Annotated in this window: 21 protein-coding genes; 19 read left to right on the top strand and 2 right to left on the bottom strand. The window is 67.7% G+C overall.

The window, feature by feature from the left end; all coding sequences use genetic code 11:
- Positions 1-60 precede the first annotated feature (60 nt).
- The 6 genes from AC1RPL_RS15660 (at position 61) to ftsH (ending at position 8149) form a co-directional block, all read left to right on the top strand.
- Positions 61-681 carry a hypothetical protein gene (locus AC1RPL_RS15660; RefSeq protein WP_493070439.1) on the top strand — a complete coding sequence of 207 codons (621 nt, stop codon included), beginning with the start codon at positions 61-63 and terminating at the stop codon, positions 679-681.
- A gap of 86 nt (positions 682-767) precedes the next feature.
- On the top strand, positions 768-3044 hold the full coding sequence (ptsP, locus tag AC1RPL_RS15655; protein WP_493070437.1) for a phosphoenolpyruvate--protein phosphotransferase: 2277 nt from the start codon (positions 768-770) through the stop codon (positions 3042-3044).
- A gap of 107 nt (positions 3045-3151) precedes the next feature.
- On the top strand, positions 3152-4075 hold the full coding sequence (locus AC1RPL_RS15650; protein ID WP_493070436.1) for a helix-turn-helix domain-containing protein: 924 nt from the start codon (positions 3152-3154) through the stop codon (positions 4073-4075).
- A gap of 89 nt (positions 4076-4164) precedes the next feature.
- Complete coding sequence (locus AC1RPL_RS15645) at positions 4165-5145, top strand: tetratricopeptide repeat protein (RefSeq protein ID WP_493070434.1); 981 nt, start codon at positions 4165-4167, stop codon at positions 5143-5145.
- Positions 5123-6121 (top strand): tRNA lysidine(34) synthetase TilS, encoded by a 999-nt coding sequence (gene tilS / locus AC1RPL_RS15640; protein WP_493070432.1) that lies wholly within the window; start codon positions 5123-5125, stop codon positions 6119-6121. The genes AC1RPL_RS15645 and tilS overlap by 23 nt, the downstream gene beginning before the upstream one ends.
- A gap of 66 nt (positions 6122-6187) precedes the next feature.
- Positions 6188-8149 (top strand): ATP-dependent zinc metalloprotease FtsH, encoded by a 1962-nt coding sequence (gene ftsH / locus AC1RPL_RS15635; protein WP_493070430.1) that lies wholly within the window; start codon positions 6188-6190, stop codon positions 8147-8149.
- Positions 8150-8331: 182 nt separating this feature from the next.
- On the opposite strand, the gene AC1RPL_RS15630 is transcribed toward ftsH, so the two are convergent.
- The gene (locus AC1RPL_RS15630; RefSeq protein ID WP_493070429.1) at positions 8332-9396 is read right to left on the bottom strand and encodes a DUF3667 domain-containing protein; all 1065 of its coding nucleotides are present in this window, start codon (positions 9394-9396) and stop codon (positions 8332-8334) included.
- A 49-nt stretch (positions 9397-9445) separates the two neighbouring features.
- On the opposite strand from AC1RPL_RS15630, the gene AC1RPL_RS15625 reads away from it, so the two are divergent.
- The 9 genes from AC1RPL_RS15625 to AC1RPL_RS15585 all read left to right on the top strand — a co-directional run bounded on the left by AC1RPL_RS15625 (position 9446) and on the right by AC1RPL_RS15585 (position 16256).
- Complete coding sequence (locus tag AC1RPL_RS15625) at positions 9446-10711, top strand: glutamate-5-semialdehyde dehydrogenase (protein WP_493070427.1); 1266 nt, start codon at positions 9446-9448, stop codon at positions 10709-10711.
- On the top strand, positions 10708-11337 hold the full coding sequence (locus tag AC1RPL_RS15620; protein ID WP_493070426.1) for a nicotinate-nucleotide adenylyltransferase: 630 nt from the start codon (positions 10708-10710) through the stop codon (positions 11335-11337). The genes AC1RPL_RS15625 and AC1RPL_RS15620 overlap by 4 nt, the downstream gene beginning before the upstream one ends.
- Positions 11338-11345: 8 nt before the next feature.
- Positions 11346-11726, top strand: a complete 381-nt coding sequence (gene rsfS, locus AC1RPL_RS15615; RefSeq protein ID WP_493070424.1) for a ribosome silencing factor — start codon at positions 11346-11348, stop codon at positions 11724-11726.
- Between the two features lie 26 nt (positions 11727-11752).
- Entirely contained in the window at positions 11753-12175 is a 423-nt protein-coding gene (locus AC1RPL_RS15610; protein WP_493070422.1) for a 23S rRNA (pseudouridine(1915)-N(3))-methyltransferase RlmH, read from the top strand.
- Positions 12176-12180: 5 nt separating this feature from the next.
- Positions 12181-13353 (top strand): murein hydrolase activator EnvC family protein, encoded by a 1173-nt coding sequence (locus tag AC1RPL_RS15605; RefSeq protein ID WP_493070420.1) that lies wholly within the window; start codon positions 12181-12183, stop codon positions 13351-13353.
- A gap of 75 nt (positions 13354-13428) precedes the next feature.
- Positions 13429-14781 carry a S41 family peptidase gene (locus AC1RPL_RS15600; protein WP_493070419.1) on the top strand — a complete coding sequence of 451 codons (1353 nt, stop codon included), beginning with the start codon at positions 13429-13431 and terminating at the stop codon, positions 14779-14781.
- A gap of 4 nt (positions 14782-14785) precedes the next feature.
- A complete protein-coding gene (locus AC1RPL_RS15595; RefSeq protein WP_493070417.1) occupies positions 14786-15268 on the top strand; it encodes a disulfide bond formation protein B in 483 nt (160 codons plus the stop codon).
- A complete protein-coding gene (locus AC1RPL_RS15590) occupies positions 15265-15798 on the top strand; it encodes a demethoxyubiquinone hydroxylase family protein (RefSeq protein WP_493070415.1) in 534 nt (177 codons plus the stop codon). The genes AC1RPL_RS15595 and AC1RPL_RS15590 overlap by 4 nt, the downstream gene beginning before the upstream one ends.
- Positions 15799-15848: 50 nt before the next feature.
- Complete coding sequence (locus AC1RPL_RS15585) at positions 15849-16256, top strand: hypothetical protein (protein ID WP_493070413.1); 408 nt, start codon at positions 15849-15851, stop codon at positions 16254-16256.
- 90 nt (positions 16257-16346) lie between these two features.
- Here the strand turns inward: AC1RPL_RS15585 and AC1RPL_RS15580 are convergent, their stop codons facing one another.
- Positions 16347-17567: a hypothetical protein gene (locus tag AC1RPL_RS15580; protein ID WP_493070411.1), complete on the bottom strand. Its 1221-nt coding sequence runs from the start codon at positions 17565-17567 to the stop codon at positions 16347-16349.
- A 74-nt stretch (positions 17568-17641) separates the two neighbouring features.
- On the opposite strand from AC1RPL_RS15580, the gene AC1RPL_RS15575 reads away from it, so the two are divergent.
- The 4 genes from AC1RPL_RS15575 (at position 17642) to AC1RPL_RS15560 (ending at position 21682) form a co-directional block, all read left to right on the top strand.
- Positions 17642-18889 carry a putative DNA modification/repair radical SAM protein gene (locus AC1RPL_RS15575; protein ID WP_493070410.1) on the top strand — a complete coding sequence of 416 codons (1248 nt, stop codon included), beginning with the start codon at positions 17642-17644 and terminating at the stop codon, positions 18887-18889.
- Positions 18890-18921: 32 nt separating this feature from the next.
- Positions 18922-19404: a hemerythrin domain-containing protein gene (locus AC1RPL_RS15570; RefSeq protein WP_493070408.1), complete on the top strand. Its 483-nt coding sequence runs from the start codon at positions 18922-18924 to the stop codon at positions 19402-19404.
- Between the two features lie 74 nt (positions 19405-19478).
- The gene (locus tag AC1RPL_RS15565; RefSeq protein ID WP_493070407.1) at positions 19479-20666 is read left to right on the top strand and encodes a parallel beta-helix domain-containing protein; all 1188 of its coding nucleotides are present in this window, start codon (positions 19479-19481) and stop codon (positions 20664-20666) included.
- Positions 20663-21682 carry an SO2930 family diheme c-type cytochrome gene (locus AC1RPL_RS15560; RefSeq protein WP_493070405.1) on the top strand — a complete coding sequence of 340 codons (1020 nt, stop codon included), beginning with the start codon at positions 20663-20665 and terminating at the stop codon, positions 21680-21682. The genes AC1RPL_RS15565 and AC1RPL_RS15560 overlap by 4 nt, the downstream gene beginning before the upstream one ends.
- The last annotated feature ends 101 nt before the right edge of the window (positions 21683-21783 follow it).

Here is a 21783-nt window from a genome sequence, read left to right as displayed (position 1 = left end):
AGGATTCAGAGGTTTCGGGCATGCTGGTGGAAGGGGATTAGAGACCGGGGGGTTTCACACATGAAGACCAAGTTCTGGGGCGCAGTCGCGCTCATCGCATCCGTGTGCGCGGTTCCTGCGCATGCCCAATATCGTACCGACGAAGGCGCCCGGCCGTTGCCGCCGGCGGGTTCCGCGCCGAACCAGCTGATCCCGGCAGTCGCTTCCGACGGCCAATATCAGACGATCAACCGCGGCATCTCGCCGGAGCAGGCGGCATGGCATGTGCGCGCTGCACTCAACGTGGCGGCGCTCGGCTGCCGCGACGAAGCGGAGCGCGAGACGGTGGCGGCGTACAACGCGCTGCTCAACCGCCACAAGGCGCCGCTCGCCGCTGCTGACGGCGCAGTGAAGGCGCAGTATCGCGTGCGCTTCGGCGCGGGCTGGGATTCTCGGCACGACCGCGACATGACCCGCGTCTACAACTTCTTCGCCCAGCCGCCGGCGCAGACCAATTTCTGCCGCGTCGCCCGCGACGTGCTGGCCGAGGCGCGGCGAGTGAATCCGGAGCAGTTCGCGTCCTTCGCTGCCGATGCGCTCCCGCGGCTGGAGGCGCCCTTCACCGATTTCTACCGGGATTACGAAACCTGGCGCGTCGCCGATCGCGCCTGGCAGGGCCAATTGGCGAGCGTCCAGCGCTGACCCGGATAGTTGATCTAATGGAGGCGTAACGGTTTGTGTTCGCCTGCGCATGGCGTGGGCGAACACAATCTGTTAGCGCCTCGTCCATGCCCGTTTCCGCAGCCGCCTCGGCCCGTGAGATACTGACCCGCCTTCACGATGTGATGGCGTCGCGCAATCCGGCGCAGTCGAAGCTCAACTCGGTGGTCAACACGATCGGCGAGGCGCTCACCAGCGAAGTCTGCTCGATCTACCTGCTGCGCGAAGGGCTGCTCGAGCTCTACGCGACCCGCGGCCTGTCGCAGGACGCCGTCCATGTCACCAAGCTCGCGCTCGGCGAGGGACTGGTCGGCACGATCGCCCAGAATGTCGAGACGCTGAACCTCGACGAAGCCGAGATGCACCCCGCCTTCGCCTATCGCCCGGAGACGGGGGAAGAGGCATTCCACAGCTTTGCCGGCGTGCCGATCATCCGGCGCGAGCGCGCGGTGGGCGTGCTCGCCGTGCAGCACGCCGAATCGAGGCGGTACGCCAGCGAGGAGATTGAGGCGCTGCAGACCGTGGCGATGGTGCTCAGCGAGCTGATCGCCAATGCCGACCTGATCGATCCGGCAGGTGGCGGCTCGACTCGGCTCCAGTCGACGGCGCCCGAGCTCGGCCACGGCTTCAAGCTGGTCGAGGGCATGGCAGCCGGCGTCGCTGTCTTCCACCAGCCGCGGATCACCATCGAGCACACCGTTGCCGAGGACACCGAGGCGGAGCGCCACCGCGTCTATGCCGCGTTCGACAAGATGCGCGAGCAGATCGACCGGATGGCGAGCCAGGCCGAGTTCGGCGGCGGTGGCGAGCATGACGAGATCCTCGCGACCTACAAGATGTTCGCGTACGATGAAGGCTGGTCGCGTCGGATCAACGAGGCGATCGATTCAGGCCTGACTGCCGAGGCGGCGATCGAGCGCGTCCAGCAGCGCACGCGCCAGCGCATGCGCGAGATCGACGATCCCCTGCTGCGCGATCGGATGCACGATCTGGAGGACCTCTCCAACCGGCTGCTCCGCATCGTCTCGGGCCAGCTCGGCACCGCGGCGCAGATGGGCCTGCGCCAAGATTCGATCCTGATCGCGCGCAATCTCGGGCCCGCCGAGCTGCTCGAATATGATCGCCGGCGCCTCAAGGGAGTGATCCTCGAGGAGGGCTCGCTCACCGCGCACGTCACCATCGTCGCGCGCGCCATGGGCGTGCCGGTGATGGGCCGCGTCCGCAACATCCGCCAGATGATCGCCGAAGGCGACATGATCCTGCTCGACACCAGCGAGGAGAGCCTGTTCGTCCGTCCGACCGCGGCGATGCAGGAAGCCTTCGAAGCCAAGCTCGAGCTTAGCCAGAAGCGCCGCGCCGCCTTTGCCCAGATGCGGAACGTGGCGCCGGTGACCGCCGACGGCCACCGCGTCACGGTAATGGTCAATGCGGGCCTGCGCGACGATCTCGCCGCGCTGGATCTCACCGGTGCGGACGGCATCGGCCTGTTCCGCACCGAGTTCCAGTTCCTCGTCTCGGCGACCTTGCCCCAGCGCGAGGCGCAGAAGCGGCTCTACAAGGATGTGCTGGAAGCCGCGGGCGACCGGCCGGTCACCTTCCGCACCGTCGATATCGGCGGCGACAAGGCGCTGCCGTACCTCAACCATGACGAGGATGGCGAGGAAGAGAATCCCGCGATGGGCTGGCGCGCGCTACGCCTCGCGCTCGACCGCGATGGCCTGATGAAGGCGCAGGCGCGTGCGCTGATCGAGGCGGGCTCGGGCCGCTCGCTCAACATCATGTTCCCGATGGTCTCCGAGCCCTGGGAGTTCGATGCCGCGCGCGACCTGTTCGAGGCGCAGCGTGCCTGGCTCGCCGCGCGCGGACGCAAGATGCCGACCGAGATCCGCTACGGCGCGATGCTCGAGGTGCCGGCGCTCGCCGAGGTGCTCGATATCCTGCTGCCCAAGATCGATTTCCTGTCGATCGGCACGAATGACCTGACGCAATTCCTCTTCGCCGCCGATCGCGCGCATCCCAAGCTGGCGTTGCGCTATGACTGGCTGAGCCCGTCGATCCTTCGCTTCCTCGCCCGCGTCGCCGGCGAGTGCCGTGCCGCCGGCGTGCCGGTGGGCGTGTGCGGCGAGATGGGCGGGCGTCCGCTCGAGGCATTGGCCCTGATCGGCCTCGGCATCGATCGCCTGTCGATCACGCCGGCGGCGGTGGGCCCGATCAAGGCGATGGTGCGCTCGCTCGATCGCGGCAAGCTGATGGCGGCGATGGGCGGGATGCTTGCCGACCCGCATGGCTCGCTGCGTGCCCCGCTGGAGGCCTGGGCAAGCGAACATTCCGTCGAACTGGCCTGATCTGCTGGCAAAATCACCTTTGCTGGCGTTGACAGGCGCGGCTTGGTGAACGACAGCTTCAGGCGTGGCGGAAGCATCGGGCGCAACCCTTCCGCCGGAGAGTATGGATGGAAGGCGAAGCCGCCGAAGACCCGAACCTGTTTCCCGCCAGCGTGGGCGATAAGCTGCGCGCGGCGCGCGAGGCGCAGGGTCTCGATCTTCCCGAGATTGCCGCGCGGACCCGGATTCCGCAGCGTCATCTCGAAGCGATCGAGAAGGGCAATTATGCCGGGCTGCCTTCGATCACCTATGCGCTGGGCTTTGCCAAGGCCTATGCCCGCGCGGTAGGTGCCGACGAAGTCGCGATTGCCAAGGAACTGCGCGGCGAGCTGCACAGCAATCCTGAGCGTGCCGCACCGGTACCCGCCTATGAGACCAGCGACCCTGCCCGCGTGCCGCCGCGCGGCCTAGCGATCTTCGGTGCGCTGCTCGCGCTGGTGCTGATCGTCGGCGGCGTCCTCTATTACGGCACCGACCTGTTTCGCGGCAGCGCGCCAGCGCCCGAAGCACTGGCAAGCGAAGAACCTGTGGCGAACGTCGCCGACAATGGTGTGGTCGAGAATGCAGTCGCTGCAGTGCCGGCCGGTGGCCAGGTCGCGCTGATCGCGCTCGACACCGTCTGGATCCGCGTCACCGATGCCAAGGGCGTCAAGCTGGTCGAGAAGGAGCTTGCTCCGGGCGAGCGCTACGAAGTGCCGGCCGGCGCCGATCATCCACGCATCCGCACCGGCGGTCCGGAGAAGATCCAGCTGACGCTCAATGGCTCGAACATCGATCCGCTTGGCCGTGCGGGCACGACCGTGGACATCGATGTGAGTCCCGAAGCGCTGCGCAGCCGCGGCCAGCCCGGTGCGGCGCCTGCCGCCACGCCATCGCCTGCTGCGACCAGTGCCGCGCGCCGTCCGGCGCCGCGCCCGGCGGCCAGCCTCTCGGTCGCGACGCCGACCCCGGCCGATCCGGTTGCGACGAGCACTGCAAACACCGCGCCGTAATAGCTGGCGCAAGGACTGGCGGTATGCACTGCCTCCCGGCTATAGCGGACCCGTTCTCCATGTCTGACCTGCACCGGGGGGTGTAATCGATGCGTTTTCTTCTCGCCGCTACCGCAATGGCCGTCGTCTTCGGCGTCGCCGGCACCGCCCAGGCCCAGGATACTGCGCTCGGCGGCCGGGTCGACCGGCTCGAGCGCGAGATGCGCGCAGTGCAGCGCAAGGTGTTCCCCGGCGGCGCCGGCCAGACGATCGAGCCGCAGATCACGCCCGAGACCAATACCAATATCCCCGGCAATCCCTCCGGCTCGCCGCTGAGCGACCTCACGCAGCGCGTCGTGGCGCTCGAGGAGCAGCAGCGCACGCTCACCGGCCAGGTCGAGCAGGGCCAGTACCGGTTGCGCCAGCTTGAGGACGCCTTCGCCGCCTATAAGCGTGGCACCGATTCCCGCATCAAGTCGCTCGAGGACCGCTCTACCGCCAATGCCGCGCTGGGGGGCGAGGACACGACCGTGCCTAGCGATACCGGCGCCGCGGTGATCCGTCCGCCGTCCGGCACGCGTCCGTCGATCCCTGCGCCCGGTGCGAGTACACCGGCAGCCAGCACCCCCAAGCCGGCGGCAGCCGGCACCGGCACCCGCGCGCAGCAGCTCGCCGCGATCGAGAAGCCGGCTTCGGGCGATCCCGCCGAGGACGGCTATACGTACGGCTATCGTCTCTGGCAGGCGAAGCTCTATCCGGAAGCCCGCCGCGAGCTCGAAGCCGTCGCGACCAAATATCCGACGCATCGCCGCGCCAGCTATTCGCAGAACCTGCTCGGCCGCGCCTATCTCGATTCCGGCGCGCCCAGCCTGGCGGCGGTAGCCTTTTACGAGAATTACAAGAAGAACCCCAAGGGCGAGCGCGCGCCTGACAGCCTGTATTACCTGGCCCAGGCGCTCATCAAGCTGAAGAAGCCGGCGAGCGAAGTGTGCAAGGTCTACACCGAACTCGACCAGCTCTATGGCGACAAGCTCTCGGCCGAGATGAAGACCGGCATGGCCGAGGGACGTGCAAGCCAGAAGTGCAAGTGACCGGCTGACGCTCGACGCCCAAACCGTCGAGCGCTTCCGGAAGGACGTGCTGGCGCTGACCGGCGCCGAACCTGGTACGCAGCGCCTGGGTCTTGCCGTTTCGGGCGGGCCGGACAGCCTGGCGTTGCTCCTTCTCGCCCATTCCGCCTTTCCCGGCACCGTGACCGCGGCCACGGTCGATCATGGCCTGCGTCCCGAAGCGGCGGAGGAAGCCGCCCTCGTCCGGCGCCTGTGCAACCAGCTGGACGTGCCGCACGACACGCTGGCCGGCACCGTGCCCGCCGAAGGCAATCTCCAGCAGGGCGCCCGGGCGCTGCGCTATGCCCTGCTCGCCGACTGGGCGCGGGGGCGCGCCGCCTGGATCGCCACAGCGCACCAGCAGGACGATGTCGCCGAGACCTTCCTGATGCGCGCGCGACGGGGGGCAGGGGTGGGCGGGCTCGCCGCGATGGCCGCTGCCCGCCCGCTTGGCGAAGCGCTCCTCGTCCGTCCGCTGCTCGGCTGGAGCCGCACCGAGCTCCACGACATTGTGCAGGCGGCCAGCATCGCCGCGGTCCGCGACCCCTCCAACAGCAACCCCCGCTTCGACCGCGCCCGCATCCGCGCGCTGCTCGCCGATGCCGAGGACCTCCCCGCCGATCGCCTCGCCGCCGCCGCGCGCAACCTGCGCGACGCCGAGGATGCGCTTGCCTGGGCATTCAACCGCGAATGGAGCGAACGCGCCATTCTCGAGGGCATGACTGTCGCCATCGACCCCTCTGGCCTGCCCCGCGAGCTGCGCCGCCGGATGCTCGAGCGCGCGGTGGCGACGGTGCGCGCGCTGCACGGCCTCGGCCCCGATTGGCGCGAGACCGGGCTCGATTCGCTGCTTGGCCAGCTCGATGCCGGCGGTACCGGTACGATTGCGGAAGTGATCGCGCGAACCAAAGCCGCTATCTGGCGTTTCGAGCTGGCGCCGCCGCGTCGATCACACTGATCGACGCTGTTCCATTGCCATTAACTTGGCCGTGCCTATCTTGGCGCTGAAAGGTACCGATTCCGCATGAGCGACAACGACAAGCAGCAGCAAGGTCCGGAGAATGGGGGCAACCCCTGGATGAAGAGCCTGCTGATCTGGGTGGGCATCCTGGCGGCCCTCGCCCTGTTCGTGACGATCTTCGACAATCGCAACGCGCCTGCCGCGGGCGACGCCGTTTCCTATTCGCAGTTCATGGCGAAGGTGAACAATGGCGAAGTGAAGTCGGCCAATGTCTCGCGCACCACCGGCGTGGTCACCGGCGAGCTGACGAACGGCGGCAAGTTCCGCACGAACGCGCCCGAGGATCCCCAGATGATCCGCACCCTGCTCGACAAGAACGTGCAGGTCACTGCGCGCGCCGAGGAAGGCCCGAACATCTGGATCTACCTGCTCTATCAGTCGCTGCCGTTCCTGCTGATGCTCGGCATCGCCTTCTTCGTGATCCGCCAGATGCAGAAGGGCTCGGGCTCGGGCGCGATGGGCTTCGGCAAGTCGCGCGCACGCCTGCTGACGCAGAAGGAAGGCAAGGTCACCTTCGACGACGTCGCCGGCATCGACGAGGCGCGCGAGGAGCTGCAGGAGATCGTCGAGTTCCTCAAGGACCCGACCAAGTTCGCCCGCCTCGGCGGCAAGATTCCCAAGGGTGCGCTGCTGGTCGGCTCGCCCGGCACCGGCAAGACGCTGCTCGCCCGCGCCATCGCGGGGGAGGCGGGCGTGCCCTTCTTCACCATTTCGGGCTCTGACTTCGTCGAGATGTTCGTCGGCGTCGGCGCCAGCCGCGTCCGCGACATGTTCGAACAGGCCAAGAAGTCGGCCCCGTGCATCGTCTTCATCGACGAGATCGACGCCGTCGGCCGCTCGCGCGGCGCGGGCCTTGGCAACCAGAATGACGAGCGCGAGCAGACGCTCAATCAGCTGCTCGTCGAGATGGACGGCTTCGAGGCGAACGAAGGCATCATCATCATCGCGGCGACCAACCGTCCCGACGTGCTCGACCCGGCGCTGCTGCGCCCCGGCCGCTTCGACCGCCAGGTCCAGGTGCCGCGTCCGGACATCGAGGGCCGGGTGAAGATCCTCCAGGTCCATATGAAGAAGGTGCCGCTGGCGCCCGACGTCGAGCCGCGGGTGATCGCGCGCGGCACGCCGGGCTTCTCGGGTGCCGACCTCGCCAACCTGGTCAACGAAGCGGCGCTGCTTGCTGCCCGCCGCGGCAAGCGGCTGGTCGCGGCGCAGGAATTCGACGATGCGCGCGACAAGGTGCTGATGGGTGCCGAGCGCCGCTCGATGGTGATGACCGACGACGAGAAGCGGATGACCGCCTATCACGAAGCCGGCCATGCCCTCGTCTTCGCGCACGAGCCGACCGCCGATCCGATCCACAAGGCGACGATCATCCCGCGCGGTTTTGCGCTGGGCATGGTCCAGCCGCTGCCGGAGCGGGACAGCTACAGCTATCACCGCGACAAGATGCACGCCGATATCGCCGTGGCGTTCGGCGGCCGCATCGCCGAGGAGCTGATCTTCGGCTACGACAAGGTTTCCTCTGGCGCGTCGAGCGACATCCAGCAGGCGACCCGGCTTGCCCGTTCGATGGTCACCAAATGGGGCCTGTCGGACGCCGTCGGTCCGCTCGACTTCTCTGAGAGCGAAGAGAGCTACGGCTATTCGATGGCCCGCTCCAAGCCGATGTCGGACGAGACCGCGCGGCTGATCGACAGCGAAGTGAAGGCGTTCGTCGAGCGCGGCCTGGGCCGTGCCCGCCAGCTCCTCACCGACCATATCGACCAGCTCCACACCATCGCCCAGGCGCTGCTTGAATATGAGACGCTCACCGGCGAGGAGATCAAGCGGCTGATCGCGGGCGAGGACCTCAACCGCGAGGATACGGGCGCTTCTGCACGGCCGGTCTCGGTCGCCGGCACGTCGATCCCCAAGATCCGCAAGCCCAAGGGTCCGTTCGGCAATCCGGCACCCCAGGGCGCCTGATCCGAACCGGAAGCTAAAGAAAAGCCCTCTCCCGAGCGATCGGGGAGGGCTTTTGCTTTGGAGCATCTTCTTGTTCTTTGTGTCATCCCCGCAGGCGGGGATCCGGAGCGACGAGGGCTAGCGCTGGTTGAAGAAACCCTGGATCCCCCGCCTACGCCGGGATGACGCTCAGGAGCTCGGCCTCACCCGAACATCCCCAGCGCCACCAGGATGAGCACGAAGATCGCCAGGATCCAGCTGATGAAGAAGGTCAGCACCCAGGCGCGCATGATCGCGGAGAACCATCCCAGCTGATAGGCCTGCTGGAGCTGGCGCGTGACGTGGACGAACGGGATCAGCAGCGCCGCGAACCCCAGCCAGGCGCCGCCCAGTCCGATCCCGGCGGTCACCGCCACCACGATGTAGAAGAGCGACATGAACGCGATCGAGTAGATGATGAAGATCGTGTGGTCGTAGAGCTTGTACTGCCGCTTCCAGAAGAACAGCGCCCACAGGAAGGGCAGCGAGAGCGGGATCAGCAGCCAGGAGAATTTATAGCTCGCCGACTGGAGCTTGTAGAGCATCAGCGCGGGGTTCTTCTGCCACTTCTCGATACCGTGATCGAGCGCGGGCCAGCCGGTATGCGCTTCGGCCGTCGTCACGTTCAGATTGCCGGTGCTCAGCGACTTGGCCGCCTTGTCGAGCCCGGCCAAGTCGTTCTGCGCGTCGGCAATCTTCTCGCGATATCTGGCGCGCTGCGCGTCGGTCTTCGCCGCCGCCAGCTTCTTCTGCGCCGATTGAAGATCGTCTTGCGCATCCTTTCGGGCGAAGTCGATCGCCGCCACCGGCTTCAGCGTCCCGGTATTGAGGTCGGTCGGTGCCGAGATGCCCACCCAGGAGAAGACCGCGAACATCGCGAACACCGAAAACAGGAAGATCGCCATGGGCGAGACGAAGCGTGCGCGCTCGCCTGCGATATAGCGCTTGGTGAGGTCGCCTGGACGCCAGGCCAGCATCGGCAGCGTGCGCCACAGCTTGCCGTCGAAATGGAAGACGCCGTGGAGCAGGTCATGCCCGATCGCATGGAGCGATCGGTGGATATGCCCCGCCTGGCCGCAGGCATGGCAATGCGATCCGATCAGCGCCGTGCCGCAATTCAGGCACAGTCCGTGCGCGCCGCCATGGCCTTCCCCTGCATTCGGCTCGACCGCACGGCCGAGAAATGCCCCTGTTGCCAGTTCCCCGGCTGCTTCGATTTCCCCCGACATGGCGCCGGAACTACCAGCTTCATGCTGCACGTGCTAGCGGGGGGAAATCATGACTGACGCCCCCAAGGATCCTGGCGCGCTGATCGCCGACATGGCGGCCCGCGCCCGCATTGCAGCAACCAGGCTCGCCGCAATGCCGACGCCGGCCAAGGCCGCTGCACTGCGTGCCGCGGCTGCCGCGATCCGGGCGGATGCGGATGCGATCCAGGCCGCCAATGCCGAGGATATGGCGGCGGCCGAGGCGAACGGCTTGTCGGGCGCGCTGCTCGATCGGCTGAAGCTCGATGCCGGACGGATCGAGAGCATGGCCGCCGGCGTCGAGGCCGTGGCCGGGCTCGACGATCCGGTCGGGGACGTGATCGACCGGGTCGAGCGCCCCAATGGCCTAGTCCTCACGCGCGTGCGCGTGCCGATCGGGGTGATCGGCATCATCTATGAGAGCCGGCCCAACGTCACCGCCGATGCGGGCGCGCTGTGCGCGATGGCGGGCAATGCCGCGATCCTGCGCGGCGGTTCGGAAGCGATTCGCTCGAACCGCGCGATCCATGCGGCGCTGGCCCGCGGCCTGGCCGAAGGCGGCATGCCCGATGACGCGGTGCAGCTCGTGCCCATCACCGATCGTGCCGCGGTCGGCGCGATGCTCACGGCGGAAGGCGCGATCGACATGGTCGTGCCACGCGGCGGCAAGGGGCTGGTCGCACGCGTCCAGGCCGAAGCGCGCGTGCCCGTGCTCGCGCATCTCGACGGGCTCAACCACACCTATATCGATCGCGCGGCGGAGCCCGGAATGGCCCGCGATCTCGCGCTCAACGCCAAGATGCGCCGCACCGGCATCTGCGGCGCGACCGAGACGCTGCTGATCGACCGCGCCTTTGCCGATCCCCGGCCGATCCTCGCCGCACTTGCCGACGCTGGCTGCGAGCTGCGCGGCGGTGCCGATATCCAGGCGATCGAGGCGCGCACGGTTGCAGCCAGCGATGCGGATTGGGACACCGAATATCTCGATTCGATCCTGTCGGTGAAGCTGGTCGAAGGGCTCGACGATGCGATGGCGCATATCGCGGCGCACGGCTCGCACCATACCGACGCGATCGTCACCGCCGATGAAGCCGCCGCCGAGCGCTTCCTGGCGGAAGTCGACAGCGCGATCGTGGTGTGGAACGCCTCGACCCAGTTCGCCGATGGCGGCGAGTTCGGTCTCGGCGCCGAGATCGGCATCTCCACCGGCCGCCTCCACGCCCGCGGCCCCGTCGCGCTCGAAGGGCTGACGACCTATAAATGGGTGGTGCGCGGGACGGGGCAGGCGCGGCCTTGAAGCGCATCGGCCTGCTGGGCGGCTCGTTCAATCCTGCGCATCTCGGGCACCGCAAGCTTTCGCTCCACGCGATTCGCGCGCTGGGGCTCGATGAAGTGTGGTGGCTGGTCTCGCCCGGCAATCCGTTGAAGGACAAGGCCAGCATGGCGCCGTTCGCCGCGCGCATGGCCTCGGCGCGGCGGATGGCGCGGCATGCCCCGATCCGGGTGACGGGAATCGAGAAGCGGCTGAAGACCCGCTACACCGCCGATACGCTCCACAAGCTGCCCCGCCTGTTCCCGCGCCACCGGTTCATCTGGCTGATGGGCGCGGATAATCTCGCCCAGTTCCACCAGTGGCAGCGCTGGCGCTTCATCGCCGCGCAGGTTCCGATTGCGGTGATCGCGCGTCCGGGCTATGATCGCGAGGCCCATGCAAGTCCTGCAATGGGTTGGCTGCGGCGCGCTGTGCGGCCCGCAGGTCAGGCAAAGAACTGGACGCGATGGAGATTGCCGGCCCTCGTGCTGTTGCGCTTCCGCCCCGATCCTACCTCGGCGACAACCCTTCGGGCCGCCGATCCCGCCTGGCACCGGCGCTATGCGGCGTCGTCTCCATCACATGGTCGCACAGACCAGTTGCAACCCTAGGAGGCCCCTTGGCCACTTCGCCCAATGTTCTGCGTTCCTCCGATGCCAATGCCAGTATCGAGGCGCTGCACCAGCTCGTGATGACGTCGCTCGACGACGATCAGGCGGTCGAGACGGTCTCGATCCCGCTCGCGGGCAAGAGCAGCATCGCCGACTATATGGTGGTGGCCTCGGGCCGCTCGACGCGCCAGGTCGCCTCGATGGCGATGAAGCTTGCCGACAAGATCAAGGCCGAGTTCGGCCGCACCCCGCGCGTAGAGGGCCTTCCCACCGCCGATTGGGTGCTGATCGATGCCGGCGACGTGATCATCCACCTGTTCCGCCCCGAAGTGCGCAGCTTCTACAATCTCGAGCGTATGTGGTCGTTCGGCGAAGCCGGCCAGGCCTGATTCGCCGATAGGGAGCCGCACGGGCAATGCAGCTCCATATTATCGCGAGGGGGAAGATCGGCCGCAGCCCGGAAGCGGAGCTGGTCGATCGCTATCTCAAGCGCATTCAGTGGCCGACCAAGGTGACCGAGCTGCCCGATACTGGCGGCAAGGTCCCCGAACTCGGCAACGCCACCCGCATCGTCATGCTCGATGAACTCGGCGAGAACCTGCCCTCACGCGTGCTGGCCGAGCGGCTGGGTGCCTGGCGGGACGAGGGTATGCGCGAGACGCGGTTCATGATCGGGGCCGCCGACGGATTCGAACAGGCCGACCGCGCCCAGGCGCATCTGCTGCTCAGCTTCGGCCGCGCGACCTGGCCGCACATGATGGCGCGCGCGATGCTCGCCGAGCAGCTCTGGCGCGCTACCTCCATCCTTGCCAACCACCCCTATCATCGCGAAGGCTAGGAGCCATGCTCCGCCCGCTCGCCATCCTCGCCGGCACGCTCGCCATCCTCGCCACCGGCAGCCTCGCCGCGGCGCAGGTGCCGAGCCTCGCCGAGCAGCAGGGGCGGCTGCGCGATGCCAATGCGCAGAGCCAGGCGGCGCAGGCCCGCAGCGCCCAGCTCGAGCGCCAGGCGTCCGCGGAACGTGACCAGGCGGCGCAGGCCCGCGCCCAGGAAGCCGCCGCCGCCGAGCGGATCAAGGCCGCCGAAGCCGATATCGCCGCCGCCCGCGCCCGCATCGGAATCGTCGACCGCCAGCTCGCCGGCCAGCGCACCCGCGTCGCCGAGCGCCAGGGGCCGATCCTGCGCCTGATCGCCGCGCTCCAGTCGATGGCGCGCCGCCCGGCGGTGCTCGGCCTGGTCCAGCCGGGCTCGACCGGCGACATGGTGCATGTCCGCGCCGTGCTGGGCACCGTGATGCCGGTTGTCGAGGCGCGCACCCGTGACGTGCGCGCCGAGCTCGGCCGCGTCCGCGCGCTGCGTGCCGAGGCGTTGGCGGCCGTCACCAGTTTCCGAGACGCGCGCCAGCGGATCGAGAACGAACGGGTCGGCCTGGTCAAGCTCGAGGCCGATCACCGCGCCCGCTCCGCCGAATATGGCCGCACCGCCCTGGTCGAATCGGATCGCGCCATCGCCTTGGGCGAACGCGCCCGCGAGATCGTCGACCAGATGGAAACAGCGGGCGAATCCGCCCAGGTCCAGGCCGATCTCGCCGCACTTCCCGGCCCGCTGCCCCGCCCCGGCAGCGCCGTCGCTGACGCCGCGCACAAGGGCGGCCCGCCCTATCTGCTCCCCGTCGCCGGCTCAGTCGTCACCGGCATGGGCGAGCTTTCCCCCACCGGCGTACGCGCGCGCGGCGTCACGCTGGCCTGCGCCGCCAATGCCGACGCCGTCGCCCCGGCGCCTGGCCGCATCCTCTTCGCCGGCCCGTTCCGCGATTATGGCGGGGTGGTGATCATCGACCATGGCAATGGCTGGACCAGCTCGGTGACCGGCCTGGGCGGCATCGCGGTGCGGGTCGGCGCCCAGGTCGCGCAGGGCACCCGCATCGGCCGCGCCACCGGCGGCGACGCCCCGCGCGTCACCGTCGAGCTGCGCCGCCGCGGCGAACCCATGGACCTCGCACGCCTGCTCGGCTGATTGTGCCGTGCAATTGCCGCGATCCTGTCCTAGATTTCCCTTCGACAGGTGTTTTTCCGGAAAGCAGTTTCAGTGATGCTTCGTTCGTTTCTCCAGGTCACCGCCGCCGTCGGCGCGCTGGCGCTCGTCCCTATCGCCTCGGGCGCCATGGCCGGCGTCGATACGTCGAGCTTCAAGGAGCTCGACACCTTCATGGAAGTCTACAGCCAAGTGAAGGCGAATTACGTCGACAAGGTCGATGACGCCACGCTGATGAAGGGTGCGATCCAGGGCATGCTTTCCGCGCTCGATCCGCATTCCAGCTTCGCCGACGGGCTCGAGTTCGACAATCTCAAGATCCAGACCGACGGCAATTATGGCGGCCTCGGCCTCACTGTCACCCAGGAAGACGGCGCGGTGAAGGTCGTCGCCCCGACCGAGGACACGCCGGCCGCCCGCGCGGGCATGAAGTCGGGCGACTTCATCACCCATATCGACGGCAAGTTCATCGTCGGCGGCCAGCTCGACGACGCGATCGAGCAGATGCGCGGCAAGCCCGGCACGGCGGTCACGCTCACCGTGGTCCGCCCCGGCGCCGACAAGCCGCTTACCTTCACCATGACGCGCGAGATCATCGTCCAGCGCCCGGTGAAGTGGGAGATCAAGGACGGCGTCGGCATCCTCAACATCAACACCTTCACCGCGCAGACCGGCGCGGACACGATCAAGGCGATCCAGGCGATCGACGCCAAGCTCGGGCACAAGCCGCTCGGCTATATCGTCGACCTTCGCGAGAATGGCGGCGGGCTCCTTTCGCAGGCGATCGAAGTGTCGGACATCTTCCTGGGCCATGGCGAGATCGTCTCGCAGCGCGGCCGCGAGAAGACCGATATCGAGCGCTGGTATGCCGATGTGAACGAGCCCGGCATCACCTCGGTCCCCGGAGACCTCGCCAAGGGCCTGCCGGTGGTCGTGCTGATCGACGCCGGCACCGCCTCCGCCTCGGAGATCGTCGCCGGCGCGCTCCAGGATCATCATCGCGCGCTCGTCATGGGCGTGCGCAGCTTCGGCAAGGGCTCGGTCCAGTCGATCCTGCCGATGGGCCCGCGCGCCGCGCTGCGCCTCACCACGGCGCGCTATTACACGCCGTCGGGCCGCTCGGTGCAGGAAGGCGGCATCAAGCCCGATCTGCTCGTACCGCAGCTCACCGATCCCGATTACAAGTCGCGTCCCTCGATCCGCGAGGCGGACCTGCGCGCGCATCTGATCAACAACGACAAGGTCGATGATTCGGTGCTTGAGGACGATCAGCGCGCAGATCCGCGCTTCGCCAAGACGGCCGAGCAGCTCAAGAAGGAAGGCGTCGAGGACTTCCAGCTCCACTACGCCCTCCAGACCATCTCGCGGCTGGGTCCAAAGACCCAGGTAGCGACGACGAAGAGCAAGTAAGCCCATGCAGTCGGATGGCCTGCGCACCGCGCGCTGGATCGCGCTCCTCCTGCCCCTCGCCTTGGTCGGCGGCGCGCATCTCAGCGAGCATTTCGGCCTCGTTCCGTGCGAGATGTGCTGGTACCAGCGCTATCCGCATTATGCCGCGGTGCTTGTCGCGCTCGCGTCCTTCTTCATCCGCCACCGGCCGACAAGGATGTTGTTCGTGCTGTTCGCCGGCGTGCTCATCGCGGTCAGCGGCGGCATCGGCGTGTTCCATGCCGGCGTCGAATATCATTGGTGGCAGGGCGTCACTGCCTGCACCGCCCAGGTCCACGGCGCCAACGCGATGGACATGCTTACCGACGCGCTGCGCCGCCCGCTGATCCGCTGCGACGTCGCGCAATGGACCTTGTTCGGGATCAGCCTCGCCGGCTTCAACGCGATCCTGTCGCTCACCGGCGCCGCCGCGATCTTCGGGCTCGCCGTGCGGAAGGGCCGCAAATGAGCTGGAAGCCCGGCGATTGGCGCGAGGGGACCGAATCGATGGTCCGCGTCGATCAGGCGGGCGAATATGGCGCGACGCGCATCTATGCCGGCCAGCTGGCGGTGATGGGCGATCGCACGCCCGCGGCGCGGATGATCGCCGGCATGGCCAGCCAGGAAGAGCGCCACCGCGCCTTTTTCGATGCGATGATCGCCCGGCGCAGCGTGCGCCCCACCGCGCTCCAGCCCTTTTGGGACATCGCCGGCTTCGCGCTCGGTGCCGTCACCGCGGCGATCGGCCCGGAAGCGGCCATGGCCTGCACCGCGGCGATCGAGACCGAGATCGACCTGCATTACCAGCAGCAGCTCGAAGAGATCGGCACCAGCGATCCCGAACTCACCGAAGCCGTCGCCAGGTTCCGCGACGAAGAGCTCGAGCACCGCGACACCGCGCTGGCGCATGGCGCGGAAAATGCGCCCGCTTATCCGGTCTTGTCCGGATTGATCCGCATGGGCTGCCGTGCTGCCATTGCGGTCTCGAAACGGATATAAAGCCCCCATTCAGCCGTTTTAGCCGAGGCACGGCACAGAGGAGTAAGCCGATGTTGAACCGGATTCTGATCGCAGGCGCGCTCGCCGCCATTCCGATGCTGGCGCCCGCCGCGGCCCACGCCCAGAGCTCGGCGCAGAACAGCGTGCTGGTGATCTATGGCAACGACAAATGCCCGACCAACAGCAACGGCGAAGAGATCGTGGTCTGCAAGCGCCTCGACGAGAGCGAGCGCTATCGCATCCCGTCGAACCTGCGCGAGCAGGCCGGCCCGCCGCAAAAGACCGAAAGCTGGGGCGTGCGTGCCCAGGACGCGGTGACCGCGGGCAGCTTCGGCACCGGCAGCTGCACCACCGCCGGCGTCGGCGGCGGCACCGGCTGCTTCGTCAAGGAAGCCACCGCCGCCAAGGCCGAGACCAAGGCGCGCAGGAAGGCAGAGCAGAACCTGCCTCTGCCGTAACCTTATCGTCATCCCCGCGAAGGCGGGGATCCAGAGCCAAGTGCGATACGCGAAGTATCCCTGGATTCCCGCCTTCGCGGGGATGACGAATTAGAGATTTACCTCGCGCAACGGCCACCGCCCGACCCATTCCGGCGGCGCCTTCCGCACGCAATCCGCGATGATCCACAGAATCACCAGCGCCCGCGCCAATGCGGCAAAGGCGATGTCGATCGTGCTCGCCGCCGGCCACGCCCCGTCCATCCCTGCGAAGAACCAGAACTCGGCGAAATAGGCGGCCACGCCCGTCACCGCGAACAGCGCCACCGGCCACAGCCGCAGCGCGGTCATCACCAGCAGCGGCCACAGCCACAGGTCGAACTGCGGCGAATAGACCTTGTTGGTCAGCAGGAACCAGGCGAGCAGCGGCGTGGCGAGCAGCCACAGCCGGTCGCGGTGGCGCTGCCAGCCCAAGCCGACGATCGCTGCGCCGCCGGCTAGGAAGGCGAGGGTCGCGACCAGGTTCTTCGCCTGCGTATCTAGTGCCAGCATGCCGAGATTGCCCAGCACGTCCCAGCTCGCCGCCGCGGTGCCGCTGCGGGCTTGCGAGAACAGATAGAATTCCGCCCAATTGCCCGGCGCGGCCAGTGCGACTGGCAGGTTCACCGCCGCCCAGGCCCCGATTGCCGCCAGCGTCACCAGCGCCGCGCGGCGCAGCCGCTGCGTCCAGCTCCGCTCGCGCTCGAACAATGCGGAAAGCCCGATCAGCGGCAAGATGACGATCGGGAACAGCTTGGCCGCCACCCCCAGTCCGGCCAGCGCCGCCGCGCGTGCCAGCCGGTTCTCGCGCGCCTGGAGCAGGGCTGCCACCGCCAGCGTGACGGCGATCATGTCCCAGTTATGCCCGACATACAGCACCAGCGGCGGCGCCGCCGCCCACCACCATAGCCGCATCCGGTCGAGCCCCGCGCGCCACAGCATCCACAGCACCAGGAAGGCGAGGGCGATGTTCACCGCCGTCACCACGCCCAGGAAATCGCCGTCATTGGCGCGCTTGCCGAAGAGCAGATGCGTCGCGCCACCCTCGATCCAGATCGCCGCCCCGGTCAGCACAGGATATTCGATGGGCGTCTGCAGATAGGGAATCCTGCCCTTGTCGACGCCGCGCGCGGTCCAGAAGGGCACCGCGTCACTGTAGCAGCCGGTGATATATTGTTCGGAATCGGTCCAGCCGCCGGGCATGCAATGCTGCTTGAAGCCGAAGCCGAACGCGCAGGTGATCGCGAGGGCGATCAGCAGCAGCCGCAATTGTCGGTCGATCCTCAGCCGCATGCGCTTCCCTTAAATCCTCCCGCCTCTCCCACAAGGCGCTGGACTCCGCAATATCAAGAACATACAAGGAACATATGTCGCAGCTCGATCTCCGCGCCAAGCTCGCCATCCTCGCCGATGCCGCCAAGTACGATGCCAGCTGCGCCTCGTCGGGCACCAGCAAGCGCAACTCGGCAGGCGGCAAGGGCCTTGGGTCCACCGAAGGCATGGGCATCTGCCACGCCTATGCGCCGGACGGGCGCTGCATCTCGCTTCTCAAGATCCTGCTGACCAACAGCTGCGTGTTCGACTGCCATTATTGCATCAACCGCAAGAGCTCGAACGTCCGCCGCGCCCGCTTCACGCCCGAGGAAGTCGTCGATCTCACGCTCAATTTCTACCGGCGCAATTACATTGAGGGGCTGTTCCTCTCCTCGGGGATAATCCGCTCGTCCAACTACACGATGGAGCAGATCGTCCGCGTCGCGCAGCTGTTGCGCGAGGTCCATGATTTCCGCGGCTATATCCACCTCAAGACCATTCCGGACGCCGATCCGGAGTTGGTCCATCAGGCCGGCCTCTATGCTGACCGCGTCTCGATCAATGTCGAGCTGCCCACCGTCGCCGGCCTCACCCGCCTAGCGCCCGAGAAATCCGCGCCGCGCATCGAAGGCGCGATGCAGGACGTCCGGACCGCGATCGACGACACCGCGGATGCGGGCAAGCGCTACAAGTCCGCCCCGAAATTTGCGCCGGCCGGCCAATCGACCCAGATGATCGTCGGCGCCGATGCCGCCACCGACGGGGACATCATCACGCGCGCCGCCGGCCTCTATTCGCGCTTCCAGCTGCGCCGCGTCTATTATTCGGCGTTCAGCCCGATCCCCGATGCCAGCGCGGTCCTGCCGCTCCAGCGCCCGCCGCTGATGCGCGAGCATCGGCTCTACCAGTCCGACTGGCTGATGCGCTTCTACGACTACAAGCCCGGGGAAGTCGCCGAAGCGGCCGACCCCGCGACCGGCATGCTCCCGCTCGATATCGACCCCAAGCTCGCCTGGGCATTGAAGTTCCGCGACCGCTTCCCTGTCGACGTCAACCGCGCGCCGCGCGAGGCGCTCCTGCGCGTGCCGGGGCTGGGGGTGAAAGCCGTCGATGCGATCCTCGCCACCCGCCGCTGGCGCCGGCTTCGCCTGGCCGATGTCGCCCGGCTGACCGCTTCGATCGCCAAGGTTCGGCCTTTCCTGATCGCCGACGACTGGAAGCCCGTGGCCCTGTCCGACCGCGCCGACCTGCGGTCGCTGGTGGCCCCGAAGCGCGAGCAGCTCGAACTATTCGCTGCCTGAGCGGTTCTGCCCTGCGACCAAGGGAGCAGAGCATGGCCGAATCGCGCATCTTCAAGGACCTCATCGCCGATCACGATCGCCAGCGCGCGTTGTTGAAGCGTGTCGGCGACAATCCCGGCACCGATGAACCGCGCCGCGAGGCGTTCGAAGTGCTGCGCCTGGATATCCAGGCGCACGCCGCGGCCGAGGAGGAGTCGCTCTATGCGACGATGCTCGCCGACCCCGAGTTGCGGGAGGACGCCCGCCATTCGGTCTCCGAACACAAGGAGACCGACGATTTCTTCGGCGAACTCGCCGATCTCGAATTCGGCACGGCGGAATGGGACGCGAAGTTCGCCGAGATGCGCCACCGCTATGAGCATCATATCGACGAGGAGGAGGAAGAGATGTTCCCCACCGCGGCCGAGCATCTCTCGGACGCGGAGGAGGAGCGGCTCGGCCAGGTCTTCGAGGAACGCAAGCCCGCCGAGCTGGAGCGCGCCGAGGCCAACCCCCCAGGCGACGAACGCGAGTAGCTGGCGCGAGTAACTGACAGGCCTGTCAATTTGGCGCGAGCGGCGTATCATCCCTCCAAAAATAGGAGAGAGGGATGCTGCGACTCTGTGCGCTTGCCATGCTGGTGGCCGCGACGCCGGCGATGGCGAAGGACATCATCGTCGAGGCCGGGGCCAATGCCCAGGAACGCCTCCAGTCCGCGTTGCTCGATGCCAGGCCCGGCGACACCGTCCGCATCGGCGCCGGCCGTTTCGAGCTGACCGACGGCCTCTCCCTCGACGTCAACGGCGTGACGGTGCGCGGTGCCGGAGCGGACAGGACCGTGCTCGGCTTCAAGGGCCAGCTCGGCGCCGGCGAGGGCCTGCTGGTCACCTCGGACGACGTCGTCCTGCGCGACTTCGCGGTCGAGGATACCAGGGGCGACGGCATCAAGTCGAAGGGCGCCGATCGCATCGTCTACAAGAATGTCCGCGTCGAATGGACCGGCGGGCCCAAGGCGACCAACGGCGCCTATGGCGTCTACCCGGTCGAGAGCGAGGACGTGCTGATCGACGGCGTCACCGTGAAGGGCGCGTCGGATGCCGGCATCTATGTCGGCCAATCCAACCGCATCATCGTCCGCAACTCCACCGCGATGTTCAACGTCGCCGGCATCGAGATCGAGAATAGCGGCTTGGCCGAAGTGACGGGCAACCTCGCCACGCACAATACCGGCGGCATCCTCGTGTTCGACCTGCCTGCCTTGCCCAAGCGCGGCGCCGGCTGGGTCCTGGTCCGCGGCAACCGGGTGATCGACAACGACACCCCCAATTTCGCGCCCAAGGGCAACATCGTCGCCACCGTCCCCACCGGCACCGGCGTGCTGGTCATGGCCGAGAACGACGTCACGGTCGAAGGCAACACCCTCAGCGGCAACGGTACCGCCAACATCATGGTCGTCGCCTATCGCCAGCCCTTCGAGGACAAGGGCTATGCGCCGCTCCCGCGCAACATCCGCCTCGCCGGCAACACGCATGGCCGCGCCGGCTACGCCCCCGCCATGCCCGGCGGGGCGCAGCTCGCCCAGGCGCTGGGCGGCACGCTGCCCCCAGTCTTCTGGGACGGCACCGGCGGCGACAAGGTGCACCTGACCGGCAATGACGGCGCCGTCCTCACGCTGAACCTCGCACTCGGCGCCGGCATCGAGACGGCCCGGCCGCAGGTGATCAAGCTCGTCGACGAGATTCCACCGCCCAGCGCGACGTTCAAGCTGCCGCCCGCGATGGAGGCCGCCGCGAAATGAAGGCGCTGCTCGGCGCCGCCGCGCTGTTCGTGGCGGCGCTGCTCGGCCGGCCCGGCGAGGTGAACGACGCCGCGATCACTGCCGACGGCTATCCCGCGCACCTCTCCGACTACGCCTTCTTCACCGACCTCGCGGCGCGCGCGCCGGCCCAACGCCTGGTCCGCTACGACCTCGAAACCCCGCTCTTCTCCGACTATGCCGAGAAGGAGCGCTACCTCTATCTCCCCGCCGGCACCCGGGCGAAATACGATCCCGACAAGCCGCTCGATCTCCCCATCGGCGCCGCCCTCATCAAGACCTTCGGCTATCACAAGAACGGCGCGTTCAAGCCGCTCGAGACCCGGATCCTGCTCCACCGCGCCAGCGGCTGGACCCCGATCCCCTATGTCTGGAACGCTGCCGGCACCGATGCCGACATCAGGCGCGCCGGCACGCGGATTCCGGTGACCTTCACCGATCCCTCGGGCGAAGCGCGCACGATCAGCTACGCCGTCCCCAACCAGAACCAGTGCAAGGACTGCCACGGCCTCGCCGGGCAGGTCACCCCGATCGGCATCAAGGCGCGCTACCTCAACCATGCCCGCCAACTCGAGAAGATGCTGGCCATGGGCATGCTCGACCGCCTCCCCAAGGACGCCCCGAAAGTGGCGCCCTGGGACGACAAGGCCGCGCCCCTGGACAGCCGCGCCCGCGCCTGGCTCGAGATCAACTGCGCGCATTGCCACAACCCGCAAGGCGCCGCGTCCAACTCCGGCCTGTTCCTCGACCTCGCCCGCACCGATCCCGAGCAGCGCGGCGTCTTCAAGCGCCCTACCGCCGCCGGGCGCGGCAGCGGCAATCGCGACTTCGACATCGTCCCCGGCGACGCGCAGGCCTCGATCCTGCTCTACCGCATGGAATCGACCGACCCCGGCATCGCCATGCCCGAACTCGGCCGTGCCACCGTCCACAAGGAAGGCGTCGCGCTGGTCCGCCAGTGGATCGAATCGATGCCGAAATCGCCCGAGAAGCGTTAGTCCTGTTCTTTCGTCATCCCCGCCAAGGCGGGGATCCAGAGCCAAGAGCGATGCTGTTTGTAACGCTGGATCCGCGCCTGCGCGGGGATGACGGGTTTGGA

The organism is Sphingomonas sp. GW821-FHT12D09 (assembly GCF_058807215.1).
This window is presented reverse-complemented; position numbering and strand designations above follow the sequence as displayed.